The organism is Veillonella absiana, from assembly GCF_032970865.1.
Taxonomy (GTDB): Bacteria; Bacillota; Negativicutes; order Veillonellales; family Veillonellaceae; genus Veillonella; species Veillonella absiana.
The window spans coordinates 104,796-125,994 of record NZ_JAWJZB010000008.1 but is presented as its reverse complement, the minus strand read 5'-3'; the positions used below and the strand labels follow the sequence as shown (position 1 = coordinate 125,994).

General features: G+C 41.1%; 24 protein-coding genes. 2 read left to right on the top strand and 22 right to left on the bottom strand.

Annotated features, from left to right (window positions below; all coding sequences use genetic code 11):
* Positions 1–7: 7 nt before the first annotated feature.
* The 18 genes from yajC to RVY80_RS07745 all read right to left on the bottom strand — a co-directional run bounded on the left by yajC (position 8) and on the right by RVY80_RS07745 (position 13,599).
* Positions 8–283 (bottom strand): preprotein translocase subunit YajC, encoded by a 276-nt coding sequence (gene yajC, locus RVY80_RS07830; protein ID WP_295191102.1) that lies wholly within the window; start codon positions 281–283, stop codon positions 8–10.
* 83 nt (positions 284–366) lie between these two features.
* Positions 367–1,482 carry a tRNA guanosine(34) transglycosylase Tgt gene (gene tgt / locus RVY80_RS07825; protein ID WP_317330159.1) on the bottom strand — a complete coding sequence of 372 codons (1,116 nt, stop codon included), beginning with the start codon at positions 1,480–1,482 and terminating at the stop codon, positions 367–369.
* 8 nt (positions 1,483–1,490) lie between these two features.
* Complete coding sequence (gene queA / locus RVY80_RS07820; protein WP_317330166.1) at positions 1,491–2,516, bottom strand: tRNA preQ1(34) S-adenosylmethionine ribosyltransferase-isomerase QueA; 1,026 nt, start codon at positions 2,514–2,516, stop codon at positions 1,491–1,493.
* A 106-nt stretch (positions 2,517–2,622) separates the two neighbouring features.
* Complete coding sequence (locus RVY80_RS07815; protein WP_317330158.1) at positions 2,623–4,134, bottom strand: SpoIID/LytB domain-containing protein; 1,512 nt, start codon at positions 4,132–4,134, stop codon at positions 2,623–2,625.
* Entirely contained in the window at positions 4,134–5,147 is a 1,014-nt protein-coding gene (gene ruvB, locus RVY80_RS07810; protein ID WP_317330157.1) for a Holliday junction branch migration DNA helicase RuvB, read from the bottom strand. The genes RVY80_RS07815 and ruvB overlap by 1 nt, the downstream gene beginning before the upstream one ends.
* Before the next feature lie 2 nt (positions 5,148–5,149).
* On the bottom strand, positions 5,150–5,758 hold the full coding sequence (ruvA, locus tag RVY80_RS07805) for a Holliday junction branch migration protein RuvA (protein ID WP_317330156.1): 609 nt from the start codon (positions 5,756–5,758) through the stop codon (positions 5,150–5,152).
* Positions 5,755–6,255, bottom strand: a complete 501-nt coding sequence (ruvC, locus tag RVY80_RS07800; RefSeq protein ID WP_317330155.1) for a crossover junction endodeoxyribonuclease RuvC — start codon at positions 6,253–6,255, stop codon at positions 5,755–5,757. The genes ruvA and ruvC overlap by 4 nt, the downstream gene beginning before the upstream one ends.
* 142 nt (positions 6,256–6,397) lie before the next feature.
* Positions 6,398–7,132 (bottom strand): YebC/PmpR family DNA-binding transcriptional regulator, encoded by a 735-nt coding sequence (locus tag RVY80_RS07795; protein WP_317330154.1) that lies wholly within the window; start codon positions 7,130–7,132, stop codon positions 6,398–6,400.
* A gap of 9 nt (positions 7,133–7,141) precedes the next feature.
* A complete protein-coding gene (locus RVY80_RS07790) occupies positions 7,142–7,717 on the bottom strand; it encodes an RNA methyltransferase (protein WP_295193977.1) in 576 nt (191 codons plus the stop codon).
* A gap of 64 nt (positions 7,718–7,781) precedes the next feature.
* Positions 7,782–8,522 carry a tRNA (guanosine(37)-N1)-methyltransferase TrmD gene (trmD, locus tag RVY80_RS07785; protein ID WP_317330153.1) on the bottom strand — a complete coding sequence of 247 codons (741 nt, stop codon included), beginning with the start codon at positions 8,520–8,522 and terminating at the stop codon, positions 7,782–7,784.
* Positions 8,523–8,673: 151 nt separating this feature from the next.
* The gene (gene rimM / locus RVY80_RS07780; RefSeq protein ID WP_295191127.1) at positions 8,674–9,171 is read right to left on the bottom strand and encodes a ribosome maturation factor RimM; all 498 of its coding nucleotides are present in this window, start codon (positions 9,169–9,171) and stop codon (positions 8,674–8,676) included.
* Complete coding sequence (locus tag RVY80_RS07775; RefSeq protein WP_295193978.1) at positions 9,171–9,578, bottom strand: YlqD family protein; 408 nt, start codon at positions 9,576–9,578, stop codon at positions 9,171–9,173. The genes rimM and RVY80_RS07775 overlap by 1 nt, the downstream gene beginning before the upstream one ends.
* Positions 9,579–9,593: 15 nt before the next feature.
* The gene (locus tag RVY80_RS07770) at positions 9,594–9,821 is read right to left on the bottom strand and encodes a KH domain-containing protein (RefSeq protein WP_295191147.1); all 228 of its coding nucleotides are present in this window, start codon (positions 9,819–9,821) and stop codon (positions 9,594–9,596) included.
* Positions 9,822–9,842: 21 nt separating this feature from the next.
* Entirely contained in the window at positions 9,843–10,106 is a 264-nt protein-coding gene (gene rpsP, locus RVY80_RS07765; protein ID WP_317330152.1) for a 30S ribosomal protein S16, read from the bottom strand.
* A gap of 217 nt (positions 10,107–10,323) precedes the next feature.
* Positions 10,324–11,676 (bottom strand): signal recognition particle protein, encoded by a 1,353-nt coding sequence (ffh, locus tag RVY80_RS07760; protein ID WP_295191137.1) that lies wholly within the window; start codon positions 11,674–11,676, stop codon positions 10,324–10,326.
* Position 11,677: 1 nt separating this feature from the next.
* Positions 11,678–12,001: a YlxM family DNA-binding protein gene (gene ylxM, locus RVY80_RS07755; RefSeq protein ID WP_295191141.1), complete on the bottom strand. Its 324-nt coding sequence runs from the start codon at positions 11,999–12,001 to the stop codon at positions 11,678–11,680.
* Positions 12,002–12,155: 154 nt separating this feature from the next.
* Positions 12,156–12,971: a vWA domain-containing protein gene (locus tag RVY80_RS07750; RefSeq protein WP_317330151.1), complete on the bottom strand. Its 816-nt coding sequence runs from the start codon at positions 12,969–12,971 to the stop codon at positions 12,156–12,158.
* Positions 12,972–13,083: 112 nt separating this feature from the next.
* Entirely contained in the window at positions 13,084–13,599 is a 516-nt protein-coding gene (locus RVY80_RS07745) for an ECF transporter S component (protein WP_317330150.1), read from the bottom strand.
* Between the two features lie 312 nt (positions 13,600–13,911).
* On the opposite strand from RVY80_RS07745, the gene RVY80_RS07740 reads away from it, so the two are divergent.
* Entirely contained in the window at positions 13,912–14,586 is a 675-nt protein-coding gene (locus RVY80_RS07740; protein WP_317330149.1) for a YigZ family protein, read from the top strand.
* Positions 14,587–14,603: 17 nt separating this feature from the next.
* Here the strand turns inward: RVY80_RS07740 and RVY80_RS07735 are convergent, their stop codons facing one another.
* The gene (locus RVY80_RS07735; protein ID WP_295192273.1) at positions 14,604–14,771 is read right to left on the bottom strand and encodes a hypothetical protein; all 168 of its coding nucleotides are present in this window, start codon (positions 14,769–14,771) and stop codon (positions 14,604–14,606) included.
* A gap of 213 nt (positions 14,772–14,984) precedes the next feature.
* Between RVY80_RS07735 and RVY80_RS07730 the strand changes: the two genes are divergently transcribed.
* Positions 14,985–15,875 (top strand): LysR family transcriptional regulator, encoded by an 891-nt coding sequence (locus RVY80_RS07730; protein ID WP_317330148.1) that lies wholly within the window; start codon positions 14,985–14,987, stop codon positions 15,873–15,875.
* 405 nt (positions 15,876–16,280) lie between these two features.
* On the opposite strand, the gene RVY80_RS07725 is transcribed toward RVY80_RS07730, so the two are convergent.
* From RVY80_RS07725 to carB, 3 genes are read right to left on the bottom strand one after another with little or no spacing between them, the layout of a single operon-like run.
* A complete protein-coding gene (locus RVY80_RS07725) occupies positions 16,281–17,231 on the bottom strand; it encodes a dihydroorotate dehydrogenase (RefSeq protein WP_317330147.1) in 951 nt (316 codons plus the stop codon).
* Positions 17,231–17,998 carry a dihydroorotate dehydrogenase electron transfer subunit gene (locus RVY80_RS07720; RefSeq protein ID WP_317330145.1) on the bottom strand — a complete coding sequence of 256 codons (768 nt, stop codon included), beginning with the start codon at positions 17,996–17,998 and terminating at the stop codon, positions 17,231–17,233. Before RVY80_RS07720 ends, RVY80_RS07725 begins: the two co-directional genes overlap by 1 nt.
* A gap of 6 nt (positions 17,999–18,004) precedes the next feature.
* The gene (gene carB / locus RVY80_RS07715) at positions 18,005–21,199 is read right to left on the bottom strand and encodes a carbamoyl-phosphate synthase large subunit (protein WP_295192281.1); all 3,195 of its coding nucleotides are present in this window, start codon (positions 21,197–21,199) and stop codon (positions 18,005–18,007) included.

Sequence of the window (21,199 nt, the reverse complement as noted above, 5' to 3'; positions counted from 1 at the left end):
TGATGGCCTACTTTTTATTGGCAATGTTAGCAATCGCTGTACGAGCAAAGCGCATTTCCACTTTATCAGCCACTTGTAACATTACATGATCTTCAGTAAGGCTTACAATTTCACCATAGATGCCACCGATAGTGACAACTTTTTGGCCTTTTTTCAAGCTACTCAACAATTCGTTTCTTTCTTTTTGTTGTTTCTTCTGTGGACGATACAACATAAAATAGAAAATAACGATCATTAAGAGTATTGGCCAGCTGGTTTGTAAGATTTGTTCAAAATCACCCATTGTTCATATCCTCCAATTTAGTATTTTAAAAGTCATTCATATTTAAGTATAGCCATATTCGTCCTATTTGACTAGAACAAATTTTATTTTTTAAAGTGCTCCCAAAATTCCATTCTAAATTGTGGGAAACGATCCTCTAATATGGCTTGACGCATTTGACGCATAAACTCAAGCAAGAAATAGAGGTTATGATATGTTACAAGGCGCAATGCAAGAATTTCTTCTGCCTTGTACAAGTGACGAATGTACGCGCGAGAATAGTTTTGGCACGCATAGCATCCACAACCTTCCTCTAATGGCCCCCAGTCTTTTGCAAAGCTAGCATTACGAATGTTTAGACGTCCCTTCCAAGTCATCGCCATCCCATTACGAGCTACTCGCGTTGGGTATACGCAGTCGAACATATCGATACCACGTGCTACCCCTTCTACGAGACAATCCGCAGTGCCAACGCCCATCAAATAACGAACTTTATTCGTTGGCAATAAAGGTGTTGTATGTTCAAGAATTTCATTCATCAAATCATGTGGCTCACCAACAGATAAACCACCGATACTATAGCCTTCAAAATCCATAGCTACTAATTCTTTCGCACTTTGGGTCCGCAAGTCTTTATACATACCACCTTGAACGATACCGAACATACCAGTGATATCATTCTTTGTACGCGCTTCCTGGCAACGCTCTGCCCAACGTGTTGTACGCGCTGTAGAGCGTTTTGCATAATCAAAATCAGCTGGATACGGAATGCATTCATCAAAGGCCATAGCAATATCAGAGCCTAATTGTTCCTGTACTTTTGTGGCTACCTCTGGAGAAAGGAACTGTTTCGATCCATCGATATGAGATCTAAAGGTAACACCTTCCTCTGTAATTTTGCGCATATCACCCAGACTGAATACTTGGAACCCACCACTATCCGTCAAAATAGCTTGATCCCAATTCATAAACTTATGAAGACCACCAGCCTCCTCAATCAAATCAGATCCAGGACGAAGAAATAGGTGGTACGTATTACTCAAAATAACTTGAGAACCCATAGCCTTTAATTCTTCTGGTGTCATCGTCTTAACGGTAGCCTGCGTACCTACCGGCATGAACATAGGTGTTTGGAATGTTCCATGTGGGGTATGCAATAAACCCGCTCGGGCACCCGTATGGGGACATGTCTTTTGTAATTCATATGTAATACTCGGCATATTCCCTCCTATCGAATAAACATAGCATCGCCAAAGCTAAAGAAGCGATATCGTTCTCTTACGGCTTCTTCATAGGCCGCTAAACAATGTTCGCGTCCTGCTAGCGCACTAATGAGCATTAGTAATGTAGATTGTGGCAAATGAAAATTCGTTACCAATGCATCTACCATTTTAAATTTGTATCCAGGATAGATGAAAATTTGTGTCCATCCACTTGTGGCCTGTAATACACCCTCCTCAGTACTAGCTGATTCCAATGTACGTACTGACGTTGTGCCCACTGCCACAATACGACGCCCTGCAGCCTTCGCTGCATTAATACGATCAGCTGTATCCTTGTGAACCACATAGAATTCACTATGCATTTGATGGTCCTCGATACTATCTGCCGATACAGGACGGAATGTACCCAGTCCTACGTGCAATGTAACAAACTCCAGCTCCACACCTTTGGCTTTAATTTTTTCCAATAATTCTGGTGTAAAATGTAGCCCTGCTGTTGGTGCCGCTGCAGAGCCTTTTTCCTTAGCATACACCGTTTGGTAACGGTCCTTATCCTCTAATTTTTCATGAATATATGGCGGTAATGGCATCTCTCCAATCTCTTGGATGACTTCATCAAATACGCCAGTGCACTCAAATTTAATAATACGGCCACCAAAATCTGTTTTATCCGTAACGGTGCCTTTTAATCTTTCATCAAACACAATAACTTGTCCAATGGGGCATTTTTTACCTGGTTTCACCAGACACTCCCAAGAACTTTCACCAGCTGGTGTCAATAATAACACCTCAACCTTGCCACCGCTCTCAGCGCGTTGACCATAGAGGCGAGCAGGAATCACCTTAGTGTCATTAAACACCAATACATCACCGGCATTGAGTTCTTCCAAAAGTTCATAAAAATGGGCTTTGTGTACCACCTCGCCAGTTATCTTATCTAATGTTAGCAACCGAGAGGTATCACGCGGTTCCACAGGATGTTGCGCAATGAGTTCCTCTGGCAAATGGTAATCAAAATCTGTAACTTTCATCATCTATTCCTTAGTGCATAGTTAATTCAGCATTCTCTATTTCAAATCATAAACGAATGCATAATGCCTACCATTGAAATCAGGCATTATCTGTGAATCTATGCGATTAATACATTTTATTAATATTGATACCGCTATAATAATGGGTCAGAATTTTTTTGTAATACTCCTGATCCTTGTCTCCATTTTGTTTGGCCATTTCTGCGGCTCCCCATTGTGAAAGTCCCAAACCATGGCCCCAACCATGGCCTAAGATATACACAGTATCATTTTTGTTAGTAAATGTATGATATGGTTTTGCACTATCCTTGCCATTTGGATTATGATTCACATAAAAATCAAATAACGTAGATTTTAGACCAAAGATAGAGCGCAAAGCATCTCCATCTACCGTAACTTTTCGATCACTGCCAATAAAGGTCGCTGATTTAACACGGCCCGAAACGCCACGATCTGCCGTTTCCATAGGTTGCGCTTTTAATGGTGTCAATTGGATACTTTTTAGAGTGCCCACACCTTTACCAGCGGCACGAAGATTCGCCTCCATAGCTTGACGTGTAGTCGTCACCGTCCAGGTCCGTGTAGAAGGGGCTTGACTATAATCCTTAACACCTTTCAAGTAAGGTAAAGCAGTTCCCCAAACATTAACACTATCCTCTGTATAGCCACCACCATCTGAATGGAATAATGCATTAATTGGTTTTTGATTATAGAACATAACCATACCTTTTGTTTTATCAACGGCCACTGTTGTGGCATTATGCTCTCCAGCACGGCCAGCATACATTTGATAATCCGTGCTCGGCTTAACATCATAGTCTTTATTTTTATTTGTTTCCATCGTGTACAATGCATACGTACGTGCGGCTACAGCTTGTGCCTCAAGGGCTGCCGCTGGCCAGCTAGGGATAACCTCTTGTGGTACAACACCATAAAGGTAGTCCTCTAATGGTATGGCATTTACCAATGTCATCGTACTAGAACGCCCCACAGCAAATACGCGAAGTCCACCACGATATTGCTTATCCCCTAAATAGAAGGACTCCTTAGGATTCTGTGGCTTAATTAATACATTGGGACCGATAGCTTTACCATTCACGTAAATCGTATTGCCACTAACAGATAATTTACCCGTAGAACCTGCTACAATTACAGATACCTTTTGATCATCACCTTTAAATACAGTCATGTTCGTACCAGATTTAATAGTAGTAGGAGATTTTCTACTCCCTAACAATACTCGAATATTAGGTGTTGTTCCTTGTTTAACTGCACTACTATTAGTAATTGATGTGCTAGATTTAGGCTTTATAGTCCCTTGTTTTGTATTTTTAGTAACTTTTGTAGATTTTGTATCCTTTTTACTTTTTACTTTAGACTTAGTTGAACTATTAGTAGACTTCGCCTTAGTTATTGTACTAGATACTTTTGACTTACTAGTAGTACTAGTGGCTTTAGTACCGACTGCTTTAGTACTAGTTGTTGTAGTGCTACTGCTCTTGGTTGATCCAGCCTTTGTAACAATAAAGCTTTCACCATGAACAGTGACCACTGTCCCTAAATTAATCCCTAAAAACATTGCCCCTACAATAAGACATTGTAATTTTTTTGTATTCATTATTCTCGTCCTGTTTCAGTCCAAGCAATTCCTAAATGATTATAAGCTAGTTTAGTCGCCACACGACCACGCGTGGTGCGAGCCAAAAAGCCTAATTGCATAAGGTATGGTTCGTACACATCCTCAATGGTTTCACGTTCTTCGCTAACGGCAGCGGAAATCGTATCGATGCCCACAGGCCCACCATTATATTTTTCAATAATACAATGAAGTACCCGACGGTCAATACGATCGAGGCCCATTTTATCAACATCTAGTTGTTGTAACGCCTCGTCCGCAATAGCACTAGTAATAACACCATCGCCCACCACTTGTGCAAAGTCACGTACCCGTTTTAATAAACGGTTGGCAATACGTGGTGTTCCACGAGAACGGCGTGCAATTTCAGCGGCACCATTCGGCTCGATGTGAATATTCAAAATCTCCGCAGCACGAGTAATGATAAACTCAAGCTCTTCTTGTTTATAATATTCCAAACGACTGATGATACCAAAACGATCACGCAATGGCGCCGCCAAAGCACCCGCACGTGTTGTAGCACCTACGAGTGTAAATTTTGGCAAATCGATACGCACGGAACGCGCACTCGGTCCCTTACCGATGATAATATCTAAAGCATAGTCCTCCATGGCGGAGTACAATACCTCCTCCACGCTACGGGATAGACGATGGATTTCATCGATAAATAATAAGTCATGGTCATCCAAATTTGTCAGGAGGGCCGCTAAATCACCAGCACGTTCAATGGCCGGACCAGAGGTCACTCGAAAATTAACGCCCATTTCATTCGCAATAATGCCTGCCAATGTGGTTTTACCAAGGCCTGGTGGTCCATAGAGCAGAACATGATCCAAGGACTCTTCACGTTGTTTCGCCGCTTGGATATAAATGCTCAAATTCTTTTTCGCCGCTTCTTGGCCGATATATTCTTTAAAATAACGAGGCCGCAAACTATATTGCCACATATCCTCTTCTTGTTCATCTTTTCCTACGAGACGGTCTTCTTCGTTCATGATTAACGTCCTTTCCCAATTTCAGCTAATGCAGCCTTAATCAACGCTGGTACATCACGAGTACCATCATCAAGACGCTCCACAATAGTTTCTACTTCATTTTGTGCATACCCAAGGGCTACGAGACCATCGATAGCCTCCCCTGCTAGGCCACCTACAGTAATGCCAATTGGCTGCACTGCAGCAACAGTATTCACAGAAATTGTGGTCATTTTGGCTAATTTATCTTTCAATTCAAGTACTAAACGTTCTGCCGACTTCTTGCCAATACCAGGTAATTTAGTGAGCTGAGCCACTTGACCATTTAAAATAGCCAATTTGAAAGCCTCCGGCGTCATGCCAGATAGAATACCTAGACCTACCTTAGGACCAATACCAGATACGGAAATCAACAAAATGAATAATTCGTATTCATCCTCTGTGGAAAAACCATAGAGTTGCATAGCATCTTCACGAACGTTTAAATACGTAAATAATGTGGACTCTTCACCTTCCACCAATAATTGTCTTGTTGTAGTCGGTACATACACGCGATAGCCCACACCATGTACATCTACATAACAAGCATCCTTAAATAGATGTGTTACCACACCACGTACATAACCAATCATAGCTGTACCTTTCTAGTCAATCGATCACTATGAGAACTATGAGCCGTACAAATGGCCACTGCCAATGCATCAGCGATATCATCAGGCTTGATTTTCTCACGGATACCTAAAATACTCATGGTCATATAAATGACTTGTTGTTTATCAGCCTTACCATACCCTACTACGGCTTGCTTAATTTGCAATGGAGTATATTCATAAATGGGAATACGTTGCTGTTCTGCGGCTAATAAAATCACACCACGGGCCTGACCAACGGTGATGGCCGTTGTTACATTGCGGTTAAAGAATAATTCTTCCACGCCGAATTTGTCTGGCTTGTATTCCGCTAATATATCACTGAGATCATTAAACAGGATTTCTAGTCGTTGTGCATCTGTTTTATCCGGTGTCGTTGTAATAGCACCATAGGCAACAGGTGTTAATTTGCTTCCATGAACATCAATAATCCCATATCCACAGATAGCCGTCCCCGGGTCAATACCAATAATACGCACGCTAGTCTCCTTTAAAACTTCTCATAAAAATGAGATAAGCAAAATGCTTACCTCATTTACATTCTAATCTATTTAATTATATCACATTTGTTCGATAAAATTAAGAGCGCTACCGCAATCAAGCAGTAGCGCTTTCATTATTTTATTCTTCGTCTTCTGGCAAGATACCATTGTGGTAAACGTCTTGCACATCATCAAGATCATCCAATACGTCTAACATTTTTTGCATTTTCACTGCATCTTCACTGGATAATTCGATAGTTGTATCTGGAATCATAGTGATCTTGGATACTACTGTTTCAATACCAGCGTCAGCTAAGGCCGCTTCTACAGCATCGTAATCTTCTGGTGCTGTGTAGATTTCGAATACATCGTCTTCTGCTTTCAAATCTTCAGCACCCGCATCAAGTGCGAGTAATGTCAATTCTTCTTCATCATGATCTTCTTTGTCAATAACGAATACGCCTTTAGATTTAAACATCCACGCTACGCAACCACTTTCACCAAGATTACCACCTTGTTTAGAGAAGGCATGTCGCACGTCGGCTGCCGCACGATTACGGTTATCAGTCATAACCTCAACCGTTACCGCTATACCAGCAGGACCATAACCTTCATAGGTAATTTCCTCGTAATTATTCATATCACTAGCGCCCACACCTTTATCGATGGCACGTTGGATATTATCCTTAGGAATATTATTTTCACGAGCTTTTTGAAGAGCCAATTTCAAACGCATGTTACCAGTCGGATCCGCGCCACCCATACGTGCTGCTACGGTAATTTCACGACCAATTTTTGTCGCCATTTTAGCTTTTAAAGCATCGGTTTTACCTTTTTTATGTTTAATATTTGCCCATTTAGAATGTCCAGACATAGTATCCTCCTAGTTCTTTTCCCACCACGCTTCGCCACGCAAACGGTCTAAAATAATAGATACCGCACTACGCACCGATAAATGGTTGTATTCACCATGGCCGTATATTGGTTCCAAAATACAGTCAAATTCTTCCATCGTTTCTTTCGTCATACCATAACCAGTACCAAATAATACTAACACAGGGCGACTATCATTTTCAAGGTGTTTCCGCATTGCACTGTATGTAATTGTATTATCATAGGTCCGCGCATCCGTCGTAGCAATAATTGGACGCACGCCTTCCGCCTCGGTTACCAGGTCTACAGCCTTCCGAATGGAATTCACCAATTCCACCTCTGTGAAAGCATCCTTACGGTCCGGATTATAGGTACTACCAAATCCAGATTTCCAATGCTCCATGATGGTCGCTGCCAATTCACGTTGCGCCGGAATATTATGAATCACAAAATATTTAGATACATCGTATGTTATGGATGCCCGTGCAATATCATGAATATCGTAATTCGTAATCGCTGTTGTGATAACGTCTTTATGTTTATTCATTATAGGATAATGCACTAACCCAATATATAAATTAGCCATGCTAACTCCTTGTTACTACCTTACACTTGTATTATTCAATGCCTAGTTCTTTTTTTAACGCTTTTTACAAAATTACAGCCTCTTTCGCAATCTCCTTCAATGCCTTTCGCTCTTCTTTCGTGAGCTCACGGTCAAGTAAATCTGGTCGTAACCGTTGTGTTCTCTTTAGGGATTCTTGTAACCGCCATTTAGCGATATTAGCATGATGACCACTGCGTAGAATTGCAGGTACTTCCATACCTCTAAATTCTGGTGGTTTTGTATATTGGGGACATTCTAGTACAGGCCGATAAAAGGAATCCTCCACCGCCCCTGTGGCAGCCCCTAATACACCAGGAATCATACGGGCTACCGCATCGGACACCACCATGGCTGGTAATTCCCCACCGGTGAGGACAAAATCTCCGATGGAAATCGTTTCATCCACAAGATGTTCCTCTACGCGGTAATCGACACCTTCGTAATGACCACAGACTAGCACGATTTGATCATAAGTGGCGAGTTGACGAGCCTTTTCTTGAGTGAATCGTTCACCGGCTGGACCAAGGAATATAACTCGACGGTTGATATTCGGTTCTTGGGTGACACTTTCAACAGCCTCAAATATAGGCGGAGCCATCATGAGCATGCCAGCACCACCACCATACGGCGTATCATCCACTTGATTATGTTTATTATGCGAGAAATCACGAGGATTCGTCACTTTCATAGTGAGACGTTCTGCCTCGATAGCTCGTTTGATAATGGAATGCGTAAAAAACGCATCAAAAAACTCTGGAAACAGAGATATAATATCTATATTCATAAAGGCCTCTTGAGAAATTCATCACTCATAACACCAGCGAGTGTTAGAGTGATAATTTCTAATAAACTATTTGCCCGAACTTTCAAAATTATAATCATAGCCTCACATGGAGACCATGAAAAAAACAATACAAAAAACCGCCTAAAGGATATTAAATCCATTCAGGCGGATCAACGATCATCAATTGTTTTTCAACATCAATGGATATGACAACGCCATCGATAGCAGGGAACAATTGATCCGGTTCGCCATCTTTGGACACTACATATACATCATTAGCACCAGGTTGCAATACATCAGTTAATGTGCCAAGCACAGCCCCCTTTGTATCTTGAACCTCCATACCAATCATGTCGAAAATATAATAACGACCTTCTGGCAGCTCCACCAAATCCTCGCGACGCACCTGAATTTCTTTCTTAGCCATCAATTCAGCCTCATTGCGATCAGGAATTTCCTGAAAGCTTGCCAAAATATATTGTTTGTGGAAACGCGCGGATGCAATATGGTATTCTTTACCATCAATGTAACAGGCATCCATATGTAAAAACCGATCTGGAAAATCGGTTTGTGGCATGATACGAAGATCACCCCGCACGCCGTGCGGGGCAATAATTATGCCAATGGTAATCAGATCGTTCTTATTCATTATTGACGGAACGCAATAATTTTACCGTCTTCTAGAAGGATTTCAGCACCCATCATAGCATTCAAGTCGTCGCCAACTTTTACGGTAATTTGTTGCTCCAAGTTCCCTTGTGGAACTTCTGTGCCAATAGTCAACTCTTGAGCTTCTTTCAATTTAGCTGTTACATCTTCTTTGAAAGCCAAGCGTTTTTGTTGCTCTGCATCAATTTGTTGACGAATTTGAACTAAACCTTGGGCATCAATTTTTGCTTGTTCAGATAACAAACGTTTAGCTTGGAACTCGATTTGTTGCAAATCTTGTTCAACCATTTCCAAACGGCTTTGTAAATCCGCAATAATTTTTGCTTTAAAGTCTTCTGTTACTTTCGCTTTTACTGTCACAGGGACACGTAATGTCATTTCTTCCATCGATTATACTCCCACTCAGACAATATCAACGGATATTTTTTTGTTCTCTTTAATAGCCGCCGCTTTTACAACAGCACGGATTGCTTTCGCAATTCGGCCTTGTTTTCCGATAACTTTGCCCATGTCCTCAGGCGCTACATGAAGTTCATACACTTCAGTATTGCCTTTTTGAACCATGGTAACAGAAACGGCATCAGGCTGCTTAACCAATGACTTCGCAATTAATGAAATTAATTCTATCATCACAGTATGCCTCTCTATTAATTACTTTTTAGCTTCTGCAAATTTTTGCATAACGCCTTGTTTTTTGAACAATGCGCGAACAGTATCAGTAGGTTGAGCACCTTTAGCTAACCAAGCTAAAACTTTTTCTTCGTCTACATTAACGATAGCTGGTTGTTTTGTAGCATCATATTGACCAATAGTGTCAACTGGACGACCTTCACGTGGAGCACGAGCGTCAGCAACTACAATACGGTAGAAAGGAGCTTTTTTAGCACCTAAACGAGTCAAACGAATTTTTAACATGTGAGTTTCACCTCCTTGAAACATATTCCATGGACAACCCCTAGACAGTTGTTGCCCAAGCACAAATGTGCATGCAATCTTTTGATTGTTGTATAACACTGTAGATTTCCTACAGGAGTTACCTGATTATTCATGTGATGATGAAAGCTCTCAGCATTTCACCATCTCCACCACGATCTAGATTCAAGAGAATATTAAACCTCTAAATCTGAGTGATTTACATAAACGGTAATTTTGGCATCTTAGGCATACCGCCTTTTTTGCCGCGCATGTTAGACATGCGTTTCATCATCTTACGAGCTTCTTCAAATTGCTTGATGAGACGATTAACCTCTTGTACTTGTGTACCAGAGCCCATAGCAATACGTTTACGTCGAGAACCATTCAAAATACTTGGGTCTTCCCGTTCCGCACTGGTCATCGATTTGATAATCGCTTCAACACGACGAACCTCTTTGCTATCTAAATCAATATCTTTTAATTGATCTTTTACTTGGCCCATACCTGGCAACATACCAAGAATGTTTTGCAACGGTCCTAATTTACGAACTTGCTGCATTTGTTTCAAGAAATCATCGAGAGTAAAGCTATTTTTAGCCATTTTTTTAGCTAATTCTTTTGCTTCCTCTTCATCCAAGGTCCCTTGTACATTTTCAATGAGGGTTTTGAAATCCCCTAAATCAAGGATACGAGATGCCATACGATCTGGATAGAATACATCGAAACCATCCATTTTTTCGCTTACGCCAGTAAACTTGATTGGCAATCCTGTAACAGCCTTAATGGAAAGGGCTGCACCACCACGAGCATCGCCATCTAATTTGGTGAGGATGACGCCATCAACACCAAGTTTTTCATTAAAGGTTTGTGCTGTTGTTACCGCATCTTGACCAATCATAGAGTCTACAACCAACAAGATTTCATGGGGTCTAACAGTATTTTTAATATTTGAAAGCTCCTGCATGAGCGGTTCATCAATAGCTAAACGACCAGCCGTATCGATGATGACCACGTCTTTTAACATATGGGTACTTTGCTCTACCGCTTTACGAGCGATATCTACAGGATTCGCACCTGGCGTTTCATCAGAAAATACAGGAATATCAATCTGTTTGCCTACTACTTGCAATTGGGTAATCGCCGCTGGGCGATATACGTCGGCAGCTACAAGCATTGGATGCTTGCCTTGCTTACGCAAGTACACAGCTAGTTTGCCAGCTGTAGTCGTTTTACCAGCACCTTGCAAACCAACGAGCATGATGATTGTCGGTGGTTTAGAAGCAATCATGATACGACTTTGTGTACCACCCAAAAGCGCTGTTAATTCATCATTTACGATTTTAATAACAGTTTGTGCAGGGTTCAAGGACCCAAACACCTCTTCACCGAGCGCTTTTTCTTTGATGGTTTTTACAAAGTCCTTTGCTACCATAAAGTTAACGTCAGCCTCAAGAAGAGCTGTACGCACTTGACGGAGCGCTAGATTGACATCGTCTTCTGTAATTTTGCCCTTACCTTTTAAGGATTGAAAGGCTTCCTGCAGTTTTTCTGATAAGCTATCAAAAGCCATCTTACCCCTCCATTCGGGCTAACAAACTTTGAATTTCAGTTTTGGAAATTACATCCGCCGTTAAAGCAGTACGTACTTGTTCAAGTATACTTTCACGTTTCTCGTATTGAGATACAAGATGTAATTTTTCCTCATATCCATTTAACAACTGCATAGCGCGTTGTAAATTATCATGTACAGCTTGACGGGATACGCCCAGTTCCTCAGCAATCTCACCTAAGGACATATCGTCCTCATGATGAAGTTCAAGGCATTGACGCTGTTTGTCCGTCAATAGAGGGCCATAGAAATCGATGAGTAAACTTGTGAGCACTCGTTCTTCCATATCGCACCTCCTAATAATAGACAAATAAATAAGCCGATCTTGTCGGCCTACCACTGTCAAGTCAAATAACTTTACATATAATATACCAAGATAAAATAGTGCTGTCAAGTGTAAATACTTAACAGCACTATTCTTATTATAAACAATTAATCCATCATTGTTTCGGCTGATGCTTTGCCGCTTCCTCATCTTTTAATTTTCTAAATCTTGTTGACTCGATTCTAAGTCCTTTCAAAAAACCATTGTACATATTACCACTTATATGATTACTTCTAATTCGAGTCCAGTCAGATTGCGTAAATGTTTTCCATTTATATGTAGTATCAGCAGTTTCCTTAATGCGCTGTAACTCCTCTGTCAAACGAGCTGCATCATTGGCACGAGCATAATACCCATTGCCCGCCTTAGCTATATCACGAAGTAATGCATCTTGCTGTGCATCTACATTAAAACCAATAATACCTAACACTACATTCGTTTTCCCATCAGTTAATCGTTTTGCAACTTCCTTCGCATTGCCGCCACAGGTTTCAATGCCATCAGTGACAATGTATAACATATTCAAATCATTAGTATTATTAAATTGTTGTAAATCATTAATACCATTTTCAATGGATGAAGCAATGATTGTCCAGCCAGTCGGTTGAATTGGTTGCATAGCAGCTTCAATACCAGCTACATTTACCTTTTCGATGGGATATACTAATTCATTCGCTGCACAAGACTCTGCTTGCTTAGCATCCGTATTATCTCCCTGATGTCCAAATACACGTAGACCAACCCTCGAATTTGCTGGCATGGATTGTACAACTTCTTTAATAGATTGTTTTGCAATATCCATCATTGGTCGTCCACCAATTTCTGTGGCCATTGACCCACTGGCATCCAGTACTATTTCTAGATTAACTTGCTGGTTTTCTTGAATTTGTTGTTTTGTATAAGGGTTGATATGATCTTTTTTAAACACCATAATACGGGAACCGATCAATCGTATCGATAGGCTCATAATCATTAGTGAAAGTTTTAATTACCTCTTGTATTCTGTAAAATATCAATAAAACAGAGGAGATTCTAGAACTATACTATCCTTTGCGGAAATATTTTTGTAATTTAGGTGCCAATATCATCGCCACTACAAATCCAGCTGCACTAGTCATCAAACTAAATTGAATGTTCCCAAAGGCAACAGTAATGCTATCGAGTACAAACCACCATGCCAAGAAATAGCCAAAGGCTGTCCAAATCGCACCAACAAGGAGAGCCGTAACGATACGCCCCATCGATGCAACTGGTACTTTTACCGTAGGCGGTAAATAGCCAGCTGTCATGTAACCCACAATGAGACCACAAATACCTTTAATAACAAAAGAGAAAAATAAATACTGTGTATGTCCACCGATTAAATCAAATAGTGCTGAACCTATGGCTGCTCCCAATCCACCATAGAGGCCCCCAAATAAAATGGATGTTGTAAAAATAGCGGCAGTTCCCATATGAACCATAGCTCCACCAGGAATTTCAACGCGAATTGTTGTAGCCACCGCACATAGAGCGGCTAATAAACCAATATAAATAATATCTCTTGTAGAAAATTTCACACTATATCTCTCCTTTTTCACTATACACTACTAATTCGACATATATTAATTATATCCCTTTATATACATTCCTTTTAAATTGTAAAATTTATTATACATTTACTCAACATTATTTACTCAACATCATTAGCCCCATGTTCTACATTCTAAAAATATATTACAATCCACTATATCAAAATTGTTATTATAGCAACTTCGTAAAAGGTATCTAAAATTTGAATAGTCCTTTAATACTCTATATATACTTTTCTCCTCTATATGCTATATAATAATGAAATGATGATGAATTTTTTACAGTAAGGGGGTGTCAGTTTGCCAGTATCAGAACACGTGAGTTCATGCCCTGAATTCACTACGATTTCACAAGAATTCCGGGATGAGTATGTAATTGAAAAATCAAGATTTATTACAACCCTCTACCCATGTTCCACCGAAGATGAAGCACAAGCTTTTATTACTCGTATCAACAAGGAGTTCTGGGATGCTCGGCATAACTGCACCGCCTTCGCCTTAGGACCAAAGCAAGAACAACAACGGTCTTCTGATAATGGGGAACCCTCTGGCACTGCAGGTAAACCAATGCTAGAAGTACTAAAAAAAACTGGGATCACTAATATTGCCGTTGTCGTAACACGCTATTTTGGTGGTATCAAACTCGGTGCTGGTGGCCTTATCCGTGCCTACTCGCACTCCGTGAGCGAAGCTTTAAAAAAGGCTCCTAAGGAATTGCATACGACTCGCATGCAACTACAAACCAATGTTGACTACGCTACGTTTGGAACTATTGAACGCTATTTAACGGACCAACAGTATACTTTCACCAAAGAGTTTAGTGATACCGTTACACTCACCATTCTACTGCCCCAAGAGGATTTAGAACCATTAAAAAAGCAGCTCCAAGATATTACTAGTGGAGCTGTCGATTTTGAAGAGCTTGGTTTTTCTGAAGTAACCATCCCCATCACTATGGATACGGCCCCTTCTTAATATGAAAGTATACAAAATTATCTGTTAAACAATCCCCGGAAGCCTTGGCCTGTGGCTTGACGATACTCACTTGCCAATGGTTGTGCCCACACTGGACAAGATGTAGCTGTACCAGCTACAGAAATACGTGCAGTACGTAATTTTCTAGATTCCCATTGTTTAATAGTCGCTGTTAAAAAACTCATAATAATGACCTCTCTTTTTATATCAAATAATTAATACATAAAACCATTTATCAAAAAAAAATGATTTTAATGTATTATAACAAAACTTTATAATAACTACATTATATTGGAGGCTCATCATTTTGTGAAATAATAGTTTGTATCTCAAATATAACTAATCGTTATTTATTTTTTTACATACATCTAAGTGACATATCACTAGTAAGGACAACTATGGATACATCATACTATCACAATTTTATAACACTCGTACAAACAGGTAATATGACTCAAGCTGCGGAAATATTGCATATTACACAACCAGCATTAAGCAAACAGTTAAAATATTTAGAAGCAGAATTCGGCTCTCAACTGATCAATATCAAACGTGGTCAACGTGGTTCCAACCTGCAATTGACCGAAGCGGGAAAAATTTTCTACGAAAAAGCACAACAATTGTGTTCTATCGAGGAATCTACCTATAACGCAGTAAAACAGTTGAATTCACGTATTGAAGGTACATTACGTATTGCTTCATCAGCCTCTCGATCTACACCAATTGTGCAACAATATTTACCAGCCTTTTCTATCAAACATCCCTCTGTGCGCTTTGAGATTTACGAAGGCCTCATGACAAATGTAGTTAGCCAATTAATTAATGGCAGTGCCGAAATCGGTATTGCTAACTTACAAATGGTAGATACAGATAAATTTAAAATTCTTCTAACCCAAGAAGAACATCTATACGCACTCTACCGTCGTGACGTATTTTGGACAGATCGTGAAATCGATACGATCTCTTGGGAGGATATTCGCCAATGTCCACTATCCCTCTCCGGTGGTTCAGTTCGCATGATTGTACAAACAAGTCTCACTAACATGGAACACCTTAATACAATCGCCATTACCACTACGAAGAGCTCTGCTATTGAGTGGGCGTCCTCCGGTCGAACCGTGGCACTCGTGCCAATGGACCAAAAAGAAATGGTAAACCATCGTAAAATGATGCGCATTAAATTATCTGAATTCTCAGGTGATTTTAAAAAAGCATTCATCACCTTAAAAGGGCACAGCCTCTCCCCTGTGGCACAACAATTTGTCGATTTCTACAAGGCATTTATATAAGGTGTGCCTGAATGCTCAGCCGCGACCTTTTAAGGAGATGACTCATCCTTTGGCGCTACGCACACCAAACACATCCGAAATGTACCTAGCCGTACTACGCCACCACGCAAACCTTTAATTCATGGTGCACATCCGCTTCGGCCATAGCCGTGCATTACCGACCCTCTTCACAGATATCGCTATAGTGATTAATACAATTATGAATCTACACAGATATATTCTAGGCACAATTGCTTACCTATCTATAAAATTAGATTCTGTGGCAAGCCCCCTTATCGGATAAATAAAGCAAACACCCATAGATGTAATTCCGCAGCGACTTTACGCCGTAGGCGTTCGGAGCTAGGAATTATATCTATGGGTGTTTTTATTGTAACTAGAAAACTACTAGCCACAGAATCAAATTTAGTAAGGTAACAATTGACCAACTACATCATTTACAGATTCATATTTGTATTGATCAAGATATGTTATCATTTGGTCGGCAATGCGCCCTATGGCCGTTGGATCAACCATGGTGGCTGTCCCTACTTGCACACAGCTCGCCCCAGCCAACATAAACTCAATGGCATCTGTACCGGTCATAATACCACCAAGGCCAATAATAGGGATATTAACGGCTTTGGCTACTTGATATACCATACGAAGCGCTACAGGCTTTACAGCAGGGCCAGAAAGTCCACCGTAGGTATTACCTAATACTGGTTTGCGTGTATGTACGTTAATGGCCATACCAAGCAATGTATTAATGAGGCTGACCCCATCTCCACCACCTGCTTCAACGGCTTTTGCAATTTCAGCGATATCCGTTACATTTGGGGAAAGTTTTACAATAACTGGTAATTTTGTAACTTTACGAACGGCTTTGGTTACTTGTTCCACTACCTTTGGATCAACACCAAAGGCCATACCTTCACACTCTACATTAGGACAAGATACATTGACCTCAAGGCCAGACATACCAGGCACGGATAATGTTTCTGCCATCCAAGCAAATTCATCAATAGTACCAGCGGACATATTAGCTAACAAAGGTACATCATATTTAGTCAATGTAGGCAATACATGCTCTACAAAGTGTTCTGCCCCAGGATTTTCCAATCCGATACAGTTTAGTACCCCAGATGGAGTTTCTGCAATGCGTGTACCATAGTTACCAGGACGTCCTTTTGGTGTTAATCCTTTCACAGAAATAGCACCTACTTGGTTCGTTAAATCCAAATAGCCTGCATATTCTGGACCATTACCGAATGTACCAGATGCTGCAATGATAGGGTTCTTCATTTTGATACCACAGAAGTCCACCGCCAATTTAGGGTTCGGCGCTACTGTGTTTTGTAAATCGCGTTCACTCATTAGAAGAACACCTCCTCTGCAGGGAATACGGGACCATCCTTACATACCTTGTAGCGTTTGCCACCGGCACCATCACAACCGCAACCCAAGCAACCACCTGTGCCACAGCCCATTCGTTCTTCCAAAGACACTTGGCATGGTACATTCAGTTCCTTAGCCACGTTGGCTACACCTTTCATCATCGGTGTAGGACCACAAGTCATGACGGACGTAAATTGGTTCGCCCCAATTAATTCAGGCATAATGGCTGTAGGGAAACCTTTTGTGCCCACGCTACCATCATCGGTAGTGATGTGAACTTTCACAGGAGAATCCTTGAACAAATCAGCCCAGAAGGTTTCACTTTCATTACGGAAGCCTAAAATCACCTGCGCTTGTTCACCAAATTTTAAATTGTTAGCGATGCAGAGCATTGGTGCAATACCAACGCCCCCACCGATTAACAACATGTTCTCCGTAGTGTTATATGGTTCACCTAGTGGTCCTAGGCAATCTAGTGTATCTCCTACCACAAGGCGCGTCATCAATTCAGTGCCACTGCCTACGACGCGGTACAAAAGCGTAATTATGCCCTTCGCCGCATCAAAGCCAGCGTAACTGATAGGACGACGCAAGAGCGGCGCCGTGGAATCGGACACGCGCACATTACAGAATTGTCCTACTTTTGCTTCCGCTGCTTGTTTAGGCGCATGAATATCCATGACCCACACATCAGATCCAATTTGTTCATTGCGAACGACTTCGCCCATTTCTACATAACCGCTCATGGTCTATTACTCCATTTCAAAATCTTGTAATGCTTCTACAGTAAAGTTAGCATTGTTTTTACGACTTGCCACTACGCGCAATACTTCGCGAGCAGTATCAAGGCTAGTTAAACAAGGTGTACCCATTTCCACCGCCAAACGACGCAATTGGAACCCTTCGCGTTCAGGACGTTTACCAGCTGTCAATGTATTCAATACAAGGTCAACTTTGTCTTGACGAATGTGGTCTGCACAGTTGTCATCACCTTCGGAGATTTTGTTAACTACTGTACAGTTAACGCCATGGTCTTGGAAGTATTTACCAGTACCACCAGTTGCTTCGATATGGTAACCCAATTCGATGAAGCCTTTTGCCAATTGGCTAGCTTCTTCTTTATCGCGGTCTGCCACAGTCATCATAATAGTTCCATCCTCAGGAATTCTCATATTCGCACCATTGATGGCTTTGAACAAGGCTTCAGAGTAGGTACGACCGATCCCCATAACTTCACCAGTGGATTTCATTTCAGGTCCAAGGGCGATTTCTACAAGGCCCATTTTGGAGAAGGAGAATACTGGTGCTTTTACAGCCACGTATGGTTTATTAGGCACTAAACCTTTTTGTAATCCTAGGGAATCTAATGTTTCACCCAATGCGATGCGTGTCGCACATTCTACCATGTTGATACCAGTTACTTTGCTGATGAAAGGAACGGTACGGCTGGAACGTGGGTTAACTTCGATTACGTTTAATTCACCGTCAGCCACGATGTATTGGATGTTAAGCACACCTTTTACATTTAGACCGATTGCAATACGACGAGTGTAATCAACGATTTGGTCGATGATGTCTTGACTCAAATGTTGTGCTGGATATACCGCCATGGAGTCACCAGAGTGAACACCGGCACGTTCAATTTGTTCCATGATACCAGGGATGCAAACGTCTGTACCATCAGAGATAGCGTCAACTTCCACTTCCATACCTACCATGTAACGGTCGATCAATACTGGATGCTCTTTAGATGCCACTACGGCTTCTTTCATGTACACATCAAGTTCTTTATCGTTGTATACGATTTCCATAGCACGGCCACCTAATACGTAGGAAGGACGTACAATCAATGGATATTTCAATTTTTTAGCTGCTTCTTGCGCTTCTTTATCAGATGTTACAAGAGCACCTACTGGACGAGGTATACCGAGTTCAGCTAATAGATCATCAAAACGTTCACGGTCTTCCGCCATGTCGATGCTATCTACGGATGTACCGAGGATTTTAACGCCTCGTTGTGCTAAAGGACCCGCAAGGTTGATTGCTGTTTGACCACCGAATTGAGCAATAACACCCACAGGTTTTTCTTTACGGATGATTTCCATAACGTCTTCCACTGTTAATGGTTCGAAGTACAAGCTATCAGATGTATCAAAATCGGTACTTACTGTTTCAGGGTTATTGTTGATGATGATGGATTGCATGCCTGCTTTGCGTAACGCCCAAGAGGAATGTACGGAGCAGTAGTCGAATTCTACGCCTTGGCCGATACGGATAGGGCCGGAACCAAGAACTACAACGCTGTTTTCACCGCGTGGTACTACTTCGTCTTCTTGCGCGTAGGCACTATAGTAGTAAGGTGTATGCGCTTCAAATTCTGCTGCACAAGTATCTACGTATTTATATGTTGGGAACAAGTTGTTTTGTTCGCGCATTTTCAATACTTCGTCTACTGTTGTGTTCGCATAACGAGCGATAACCGCATCAGTCATAGAATAGCGTTTTGCTGTACGCAATACATCTGGTGTTAAACCATCTTTCGCCAACGCTTTTTCTACATTGACGATATTTTTGATTTTTTCTAGGAAGAATGTGTCAATTTTAGTGATGTAGTGAATTTTTTCTACATTAATACCTTTACGCAATGCTTCTGCTACTACGTAAATGCGTTCGTCATCGACTAAATGTAAACGCTCTATCAATTGTTCAATATTTTCATGAGAGATTTTTTTGAGTTCAATATGGTCTAAACCGATTTCCAAGGAACGGATAGCCTTGAGCAAGGAACCTTCCAATGTACGGTCGATAGCCATAACTTCGCCAGTGGCTTTCATTTGTGTACCCAATGTACGGTCAGCCAAGTTGAATTTTTCGAATGGCCAACGTGGGAATTTAGTTACCACATAGTCCAATGTTGGTTCGAAACATGCTTTTGTTTCGCCTGTTACGGCATTTGTAATTTGATCAAGTGTCATGCCTACAGCAATTTTTGCCGCTACTTTTGCAATTGGATAACCAGTTGCTTTGGATGCCAATGCGGAGGAACGGGATACACGAGGATTAACTTCGATAACAATGTATTCGTTGCTATCTGGGTTCAACGCGTATTGTACGTTACAACCACCTTCGATTTTTAGGTAACGAATGATATCTACGGATGCAGTACGCAACATTTGGTATTGTAAATCGTTCAATGTTTGGCTTGGTGCCACAACGATGGAATCGCCTGTGTGAACGCCTACTGGGTCAATATTTTCCATATTACATACGATAATGCAATTATCTGCTCTGTCGCGCATTACTTCGTATTCAATTTCTTTCCAGCCCGCTACAGAACGTTCCGCCAAAATTTGGTGGATTGGTGAAAGTTTCAAACCACGACGAGTGATTTCATACATTTCATCTTCGTTATGAGCAATACCGCCGCCAGTACCACCTAATGTGTAGGCTGGACGGATAATGATTGGATAACCAATGCGATTAGCGAAGGCTACGGCTTCTTCCAAATCGTTAAAGATATCGGATTCAGGCACTGGTTGGTTAATTTCGTTCATTGCTTCTTTGAACAATTCACGGTCTTCCGCATGTTTAATCGCTTCTAGTGTAGTACCTAATAGTTTTACACCGTATTCTTCTAATACGCCTGCTTCAGACAATTGAACAGCCATGTTCAAGCCTACTTGACCACCTAATGTTGCCAATAGACCCCAAGGGCGTTCTTTTTTAATAACTTCTGTTACGAATTCAAGACTGATTGGCTCTACATATACGCGATCAGCGATGTCAGTATCAGTCATGATGGTCGCTGGGTTAGAGTTTACAAGGACAACTTTGTAGCCTTCTTCTCGCAAAGAACGGCAAGCTTGTGTACCTGCATAGTCAAATTCAGCTGCTTGACCGATAATAATTGGGCCTGATCCAATTACGAGTACTTTTTTAGCTTCCAT

Bases quoted from the DNA above. Each gene is read 5' to 3' on its own strand.
- RVY80_RS07720 (WP_317330145.1), bottom strand. From the start codon at position 17,998: ATGAGCGGTTATGTAGAAATGGGCGAAGTCGTTCGCAATGAACAAATT.
- RVY80_RS07725 (WP_317330147.1), bottom strand. From the start codon at position 17,231: ATGAGTGAACGCGATTTACAAAACACAGTAGCGCCGAACCCTAAATTG.
- tgt (WP_317330159.1), bottom strand. From the start codon at position 1,482: ATGCCGAGTATTACATATGAATTACAAAAGACATGTCCCCATACGGGT.
- ffh (WP_295191137.1), bottom strand. From the start codon at position 11,676: ATGGCTTTTGATAGCTTATCAGAAAAACTGCAGGAAGCCTTTCAATCC.
- ruvB (WP_317330157.1), bottom strand. From the start codon at position 5,147: ATGAACGAAGAAGACCGTCTCGTAGGAAAAGATGAACAAGAAGAGGAT.
- ruvA (WP_317330156.1), bottom strand. From the start codon at position 5,758: ATGATTGGTTATGTACGTGGTGTGGTAACACATCTATTTAAGGATGCT.
- queA (WP_317330166.1), bottom strand. From the start codon at position 2,516: ATGAAAGTTACAGATTTTGATTACCATTTGCCAGAGGAACTCATTGCG.
- RVY80_RS07790 (WP_295193977.1), bottom strand. From the start codon at position 7,717: ATGGCTAATTTATATATTGGGTTAGTGCATTATCCTATAATGAATAAA.
- rimM (WP_295191127.1), bottom strand. From the start codon at position 9,171: ATGAATAAGAACGATCTGATTACCATTGGCATAATTATTGCCCCGCAC.
- RVY80_RS07815 (WP_317330158.1), bottom strand. From the start codon at position 4,134: ATGAATACAAAAAAATTACAATGTCTTATTGTAGGGGCAATGTTTTTA.
- RVY80_RS07735 (WP_295192273.1), bottom strand. From the start codon at position 14,771: ATGAGTTTTTTAACAGCGACTATTAAACAATGGGAATCTAGAAAATTA.
- RVY80_RS07730 (WP_317330148.1), top strand. From the start codon at position 14,985: ATGGATACATCATACTATCACAATTTTATAACACTCGTACAAACAGGT.
- trmD (WP_317330153.1), bottom strand. From the start codon at position 8,522: ATGAATATAGATATTATATCTCTGTTTCCAGAGTTTTTTGATGCGTTT.
- RVY80_RS07775 (WP_295193978.1), bottom strand. From the start codon at position 9,578: ATGGAAGAAATGACATTACGTGTCCCTGTGACAGTAAAAGCGAAAGTA.
- rpsP (WP_317330152.1), bottom strand. From the start codon at position 10,106: ATGTTAAAAATTCGTTTGACTCGTTTAGGTGCTAAAAAAGCTCCTTTC.
- yajC (WP_295191102.1), bottom strand. From the start codon at position 283: ATGGGTGATTTTGAACAAATCTTACAAACCAGCTGGCCAATACTCTTA.
- RVY80_RS07770 (WP_295191147.1), bottom strand. From the start codon at position 9,821: ATGATAGAATTAATTTCATTAATTGCGAAGTCATTGGTTAAGCAGCCT.
- RVY80_RS07795 (WP_317330154.1), bottom strand. From the start codon at position 7,132: ATGTCTGGACATTCTAAATGGGCAAATATTAAACATAAAAAAGGTAAA.
- carB (WP_295192281.1), bottom strand. From the start codon at position 21,199: ATGGAAGCTAAAAAAGTACTCGTAATTGGATCAGGCCCAATTATTATC.
- RVY80_RS07750 (WP_317330151.1), bottom strand. From the start codon at position 12,971: ATGGTGTTTAAAAAAGATCATATCAACCCTTATACAAAACAACAAATT.
- ylxM (WP_295191141.1), bottom strand. From the start codon at position 12,001: ATGGAAGAACGAGTGCTCACAAGTTTACTCATCGATTTCTATGGCCCT.